This window comes from Kribbella sp. NPDC050820 (assembly GCF_040653975.1).
GTDB lineage: Bacteria > Actinomycetota > Actinomycetes > Propionibacteriales > Kribbellaceae > Kribbella.
The window spans coordinates 1-6,174 of sequence record NZ_JBFAHB010000150.1 but is presented as its reverse complement, the minus strand read 5'-3'; the positions used below and the strand labels follow the sequence as shown (position 1 = coordinate 6,174).

General features: G+C 66.7%; 7 protein-coding genes. 3 read left to right on the top strand and 4 right to left on the bottom strand.

Features of this window, described 5'->3' with window-relative positions; all coding sequences use genetic code 11:
- Window positions 1–192 precede the first annotated feature (192 nt).
- The 3 genes from AB0H36_RS47780 to AB0H36_RS47770 all read right to left on the bottom strand — a co-directional run bounded on the left by AB0H36_RS47780 (window position 193) and on the right by AB0H36_RS47770 (window position 2,173).
- Entirely contained in the window at window positions 193–534 is a 342-nt protein-coding gene (locus AB0H36_RS47780; protein WP_360538965.1) for a hypothetical protein, read from the bottom strand.
- A gap of 101 nt (window positions 535–635) precedes the next feature.
- The gene (locus AB0H36_RS47775; RefSeq protein ID WP_360538962.1) at window positions 636–1,016 is read right to left on the bottom strand and encodes a hypothetical protein; all 381 of its coding nucleotides are present in this window, start codon (window positions 1,014–1,016) and stop codon (window positions 636–638) included.
- Between the two features lie 116 nt (window positions 1,017–1,132).
- Window positions 1,133–2,173 (bottom strand): hypothetical protein, encoded by a 1,041-nt coding sequence (locus AB0H36_RS47770; protein WP_360538959.1) that lies wholly within the window; start codon window positions 2,171–2,173, stop codon window positions 1,133–1,135.
- Window positions 2,174–2,246: 73 nt separating this feature from the next.
- Here AB0H36_RS47770 and AB0H36_RS47765 point away from each other — a divergent pair, with 73 nt between their 5' ends.
- Entirely contained in the window at window positions 2,247–2,837 is a 591-nt protein-coding gene (locus AB0H36_RS47765) for a TetR/AcrR family transcriptional regulator (RefSeq protein ID WP_360538956.1), read from the top strand.
- Window positions 2,838–3,978: 1,141 nt separating this feature from the next.
- Entirely contained in the window at window positions 3,979–5,004 is a 1,026-nt protein-coding gene (locus AB0H36_RS47760) for a hypothetical protein (RefSeq protein WP_360538953.1), read from the top strand.
- A 120-nt stretch (window positions 5,005–5,124) separates the two neighbouring features.
- Here the strand turns inward: AB0H36_RS47760 and AB0H36_RS47755 are convergent, their stop codons facing one another.
- Window positions 5,125–5,592, bottom strand: a complete 468-nt coding sequence (locus tag AB0H36_RS47755) for a hypothetical protein (protein WP_360538968.1) — start codon at window positions 5,590–5,592, stop codon at window positions 5,125–5,127.
- On the opposite strand from AB0H36_RS47755, the gene AB0H36_RS47750 reads away from it, so the two are divergent.
- Complete coding sequence (locus AB0H36_RS47750) at window positions 5,503–5,754, top strand: hypothetical protein (RefSeq protein ID WP_360538971.1); 252 nt, start codon at window positions 5,503–5,505, stop codon at window positions 5,752–5,754. The two genes, AB0H36_RS47755 and AB0H36_RS47750, sit on opposite strands and share 90 nt — an antisense overlap.
- Window positions 5,755–6,174: the final 420 nt, after the last annotated feature.

Sequence of the window (6,174 nt, the reverse complement as noted above, 5' to 3'; positions counted from 1 at the left end):
GCCCAGTCCTCCACTGACATCACCCTCCACAGGATCAGCCCAGGGGGTCCGTTTTCATCCGTCGATCAGGGGTCAGTCTTCACCCGTCGTCGACAAGGAGTAGGCGTTACTGGAATCTGTGGTTGTTCCAGTTCCCCGGTGATGCTAGTCGGTACAACAGGCTGCATGACCTGGCGCTCAAAGGCGTGGCGTCTATCTCAGCCAGTAGCCCAACACGATGCCCAGCAGACCGGCCCCTGTTGATTGTTGGGTTTCGTCGCCGAACACGAGGATGAGGGCCACGACCGTGACCACGATAGAGAGCCCGAGCTGCATCAGTGCCCTAGAGCGGTTCGGAGCCGACACTTCCGGGTCCTCCCGCTGCTGCCGCCCCCGTTCGGCGTTGCGTAGCTTCTCGGCTTTGCGTTGCTGCTTGCGAAGCTCGCGCACCAGAGCCTTGCGCTCAGACTCTGACCCCCGTTGGCGGCCGTCATCCTGGCCATACTTCAACGCGAGCGGATCAGGCCGCTGGCCCGAGAGTCCCAGATCGTGCAAGAACCGACGGACGGTAGTTCCTAGGGCCCCAGCGGCGTTCATGAACCCAGCGTTCCACGGAATCGGGTCGCTCATGCTGGCCGCCCGGCCTGTCTGACGCGCTAGGCGAACGGCACGTCCTCCGGCTGCGGGTCGGGACGTAAGCGCACGTACCGCATGCCGTAGCGGACCTGACCGGCCTGGGTCGCGGCGTCGGCGGTGACCTCGGCGACGACAAACGGCTCGACCTCGGTGAGCGGCGTCTTCGCGTCCTTGCCTCCCCAGCGATAGGAGCTGATCTCGTCCGGCCAGGGATGCTCGGGTCCGGCTGGGGTCAGCGGCGCGCCGAGCCGGGCTGATTGCGCTGGTTTGAGAGGAACGGTGCGGCCGATCACAACTAGGTCGCCGTCGGTGTTGTGGAGGCCGGCGATGATCACGTCGGGCCGCCTGATGGTGCCGAGGACACCGCAGACGATCACCTCGCGGGTTTCGCGGTGTTTCACCTTTCGTCGGGTTTCGGAGACTGTCGCGCGCTGTCGCATGGAGGCCGCGCGCCACTGGGTGCGCGACACCCGATGGCGTGCCGCCGTGAAAAGCGATCCCGACGTCGGCTCGGGTTCTATTTGAGGTGGAAGACGTGGACCAGGTGTGGTGTGTCGGCGAGGGTATGCGGCGCGAGTGCGTGATAGGCCCAGACGTGGACCCAGGCGTTGCCGGTTCGCACCGTGAGAACGGTCTTGAAAATTCCCGGCGCAAAGTACGTCAAGAGCAGGAAGGCGACTGACAGGGCGGCGTTGCCCGGTGAGTTGAAGATCGCCCAGGCGTCCCAGACGTGCAGCGCGGTGTAGGTGAGGCCGCCCAGGATCACCGTGGTTGCGGTCGACCCGGTGAGGCGGAGGAAGCGTGGCACCAAGATTGCGTAGACGAAGATCATCGCGGGCAGGACGGCGCCGGCCAGATACAGCGCGAAGGTCAGGGGAACCCCAAGCGCGAGTTGAGGTGCGGTCAGTTCGAAGATCTGCGGGTTGAGCGCGGCGAGCTGAACGAGTGATTCGATCAACAGGATCACGCCCACCAGCACGGTGTCGGCGCGGCGGTTGCTCGAGCGGAGATTGAGCGCCGCGGCCGAGTAACGGCGCCGAAAGACCAGGAGCGGGACTACCGCGTAGACGACGAGGTTATAGGCGGCCCAGGCGATTGACTCCGCGCGGCTGACATGTTCATGCGTTCCGTAGATCGACCCGGCGAGGTGCAGGCCGAAAGGATGCCAACCGGCGAGTCGGGCCAGGATGAAGCCGAGGCCCAGTCCGGCCGCCCCGTAGAGGAGCAGGAGCAGCGTTTCGCGGGCGGCCACGGACCGCTCGGGGGCGCGGTCGGCCAGGTTGGGCACGGTCCGCTTGCGGGTCAGCCGCCAGACCAGCGCGGTGAGTAGGAGAACCTCAACAATGCCAAGGTTGGCGTCCACCAGGTGGCCGACCGGAGTCCGCGCCGCAGCGGTCGGCCAGTCGAACGGCAGGCGGTCCCCCGCAACGGCAAAGACCAATGCGTTGGCAGCGATCCAGCCCAGGACGGCGAGGCGGACACTGCGTTGACGAACCAGCGCGGCGAGGTGGCGGCGGGTCGGTCTTGGATGCGCCTCAGGGTCTTGGACGAGGGTCATCGGATCTCCGAGCGTTTCGTAGTACGACTGTGCTATCACGATGAGACTAGCACGACTGTGCTATAAAAGGTCAATGCCGAAGGTTGTGGATCCTGTGGAGCGCCGCCAGGACGTTGTCGAGGCGGTACTTCGGCTGGTACGCCGCGACGGTCTGGAGCAGGCCTCGGTCCGCAACGTCGCCCGCGAGGCCGGGCTGTCGATGGGCTCGCTGCGCCACTACTTCGCGAGTCAGTCCGAGCTCATGATGTTCGCGTTCCGGACCGTGATCGACCGGATCGAGGCCCGCCTTGCCAGCTTGGAGCCTGAGCCCGACCCGAGGCGAAGAGCAGAGCGTGTACTGCTCGAACTGCTACCGCTCGATGACGAACGGCGCGCCGAGAACGAGGTCTGGTTGGCCTTCACATCCCGCGCCATGGTGGACCCGGCGCTCCGGGCCCTGCGCGACGAGGGGTACGACGCGCTCCGGGCGGGCTGCCGTGCGATCCTCACCGAACTGTCGGCAGCCGGCCTCGCCCCGACCGACATACCGGCAGAGACCGAGCGGCTGCACGCCCTGCTCGACGGCCTCGCCGTGCACGCGACCATGCGGGCCGACATCCACACCGCCGAATCGTTGAGAGCCGCGATCGGCCGTCACCTCGACGGCCTCGCGATCGAAACCTGATCGTCACGCAGGGCACCAACGAGCGCTCGGCGTATGTCAGTCACTGGCTGCATTGGCCTGCCCGGAGGCGGCGATGTCTGCGGCTTAGTCGTGCCCGACAGGTGTTGCGCACGCATCGCCGGCTGCACCCAGCGCCGATTGCCGCCCAATCGGCGGGTCAGTCGCAGGACCGAACACCTGCCCACACCTACAGAATTCACCTTCACCCAGGGCGAGTTTGGTGTCGTGCATTGTCTGGCTGGAGTGGTTGATCGGCGGGTGCACGACCTCGCCTCCGAGCTGGTCCACCCCGCGACCGGTAACGCCCGTCGTCCCGGCGCCCCGGGATGGTGAATAACAAACCCCGTGGATCGCGGCATCTAGGTGATCAAGGGGACGCAAAAGGGCGGACGTCAGCCGGCACAGTGCTCGACCGACCACAGCCGATATCGCGGCCGAAAGAGAAGCGATTCTGGGGCTCTCGCGACGCTGATTGGAAGGGCCTTGAGATGTTGCATTTTTCATTGGCGCTGGCGCCGCTGTGCGGTACGCCGGTGCCGCGGCCACGACCGCGGACTGCGTTCACACCGGGCGGGGTCCTCCGGCGAGTGGTGGCGTTGCTGCGTAATAGAGCTCTCGGTTCAGGAACGCCGACTTCCGTGTCTGGTGGGCCGAGTATCGCATCACCAAGCACTGCCGCCCCGCCGTCGTCGGTGATCTCACCCTCGACTGCGACCTCTGGAACAGCCCGACGGCTCGCGAAGAGGCCCCCGGAGGGCTCTCCCTGGGCCGGCCGAACGCTGGCCTGCTCACGTCCGGGCCGGTCCACACCGCGACCGGTAACGCCCATCGTCCCAACGTCCTGGTTTGGTGAATAACAAACCCTGTGGATCGCGGCATCTAGCTGAGCAAGGGGGGAACGCAATAAAGGCGAACGTCGGCCGCAGCAGTGCTCGACCAACCACAGCTGATATCGCGGCCCAAGACAAGCGAGTTCTGGGGCTCTCGCGACGCTGATTGGAAGGGCTTTGAGATGTTGCATGTTTCATTCGCGCTGGCGCCGCTACGCGGTACGCCGGTACCGGGGTCACGACCGCCGACTGCGTTCACCGCGGGCCGGGTACTCCGGCGGGTGGTGTCGATACTCCTGACAGCGCCACTGGTGGGGCTGTTGCTTGGAGCGATCCCGTCCGCTCAGGCGGCACCGGATCCGAGACTGACCATCACCGACGTCACCCTGGACAAGACCGCGGTCGCGGTCTCCGGGCTCAACACAGTGGCCGTGCAGGTTCGGGTCAAGGGCGGCTACGACTCCGCCGAACCCAACGACGCGAACATGCCGCTGGTGGCCCATCTCCAGCGGACCGGCGGCACCGGCAGCCCGACCTACCTGATCTCGACCGATCTGCCGCGGGTGTCCGGCACGACGCAGGACGGCGAATGGGCCGGGCCGGTGTACGTTCCGTCCACGGCCGACGGGAAATTCACCGTGATCGGCGTGACCACCGGGCCGTTGATCGTCTACGAGCTGGGACCCATGCCGGCCGATCCGACGCCGGTGGCTGGGCCGACCCTTACGGTGACCGGCTATCACCTGCCGAAGATCACCGCGAAGGTGACCCCGCCGATCGTGCCCTTCGGATCCGGTTTCAGCATCACCTGGTCGGTGATCGACTCGGCGACCGGAAAGCCCTACGCGACCCGGTTCCGGGTACTGGTCGGCATCGACAGCCAGTGCGACCAGGACGTGGGCGGCGACTTCCCGCTCACCAGCCCGAGCGGGACCGTCACGAAGGCGTATCCGGCGTCGGCCGCGAACGCCCTCCACTGCCTCCGGATCCCCGCCCGCCCGGGCGACAGGGGGGACATCGCCGGTCTGAAGTTCTTCGTCGCCCGGCCCGGGATCGTCTCGGCCATGCCGTCGAAGACCAGCGCCCCGGTCGGCACGATCGTCCCGGTCAACGGCTCGGTCGCCGGCGCCCCACAAAGCTGCAAGGTCTGGCTGCAGCGGCTCTACGGAGCGACCCAGTGGCGTTCGGTCAGCTCCGGGCTGGTCCGAGCGAGCGGACGATTCACCCTCAACGCCCAGCCGGCGTACAAGGGCCTGATCCCGTACCGGGTCTACTTCCCGACGTGCTACCACTACCAGTCGGGCCTCAGCAAGGTCTTCTACATCCGCGGCCTCTGATCCAGCTGTACGACGACCGCCCCGCGACCAGCACCAGAGTCGCGGGCGGTCGCCGTTGCCGGACCGTCCGCACACACACGCGCCGGTCAGCCGGCAGAAACACAAACAGGCGAACCGGGACTAAGTGGGCGAGAGGATCGCAGAACCATCATCTAGGTCCAGGCCAGCATCGCCGGATCCTGCAGTCGGCCGGGGCGTCCCACCGAGGCCGCACCAGCCACTCATTGACGGCTGGTGACACGTTTCTACCAACACACCCACTCGTGCGCGACACCTGTCGCGCACCATCGCCCAGCAACGACCCGCGGCCTGACCTCGCAAGATTCGGTCAGGGTGCGAGAACCGAACACCGCCTCCCCCAACAGAATTGACCTTCAGCCAGGCGTCTCTGCGGCCGGGCCTGTAGCGGGTGGCGGCGCCTTTGACGACGAGCCCTTCGGCGCGCCCATCGCGGCCGGCAGGACCTCCAACCAGTCCGTTGCCTCGTCGAGATCGCTGGTGACCGGGGTCAGTTGCAACTGGCCGCGCCCAGGTCGCCGCCAGTTGCTCGAGGCGCTGCCGGCGCGCCGTCCACCGCTGCGTGCGCAGGTCAACGCCGCCGATGGCCAGCAGGTCGAACGCCGCGTAGGCGGCGGGCAGCTCGGCGGCGGCGACGACATCGGGGAACCGGTCGCTGATGTCGTTGCGGTGCGGGTCCACAGCCGGGCCTGGCTGCCTCGACGGACCACCGCGACCCGGCTAGTTGACTGAACTCGTTTGGAGCGCTGCCTAGCGCTCGGAACCTCATGTGCCGCAGCGCAAGCACGGTCGGCGACCCGGATCATGCGGTGAGGTTGGAGACGACCAGAGCTTGCGAGGTACATGTGCTCCGACCCTTGGGTGTTATCGGGCCCTATGCCGGAGATCGTGGCATCGAATGGCTATCTTGGAGATCGCACCTATTGCTGCCTGTGGCCGCAACATGGATCGCCGTTGGGTCGGCGCTAAGTCACACTGACCGACCGGAAGCTGCAGGACACGCATGGAGCTAGGCGAGGTGGCTGGCCAGATGGGCTACGGCCACGGCGGCTGGTACGGGCCTTACCCCCGGTTCTTGGACACGGGTGGTGGTTTACGCCGCTGACGGGAGGGTAGCGGCGGTGCTGGTCTCGTAGGTGTTTGGGGACTGGT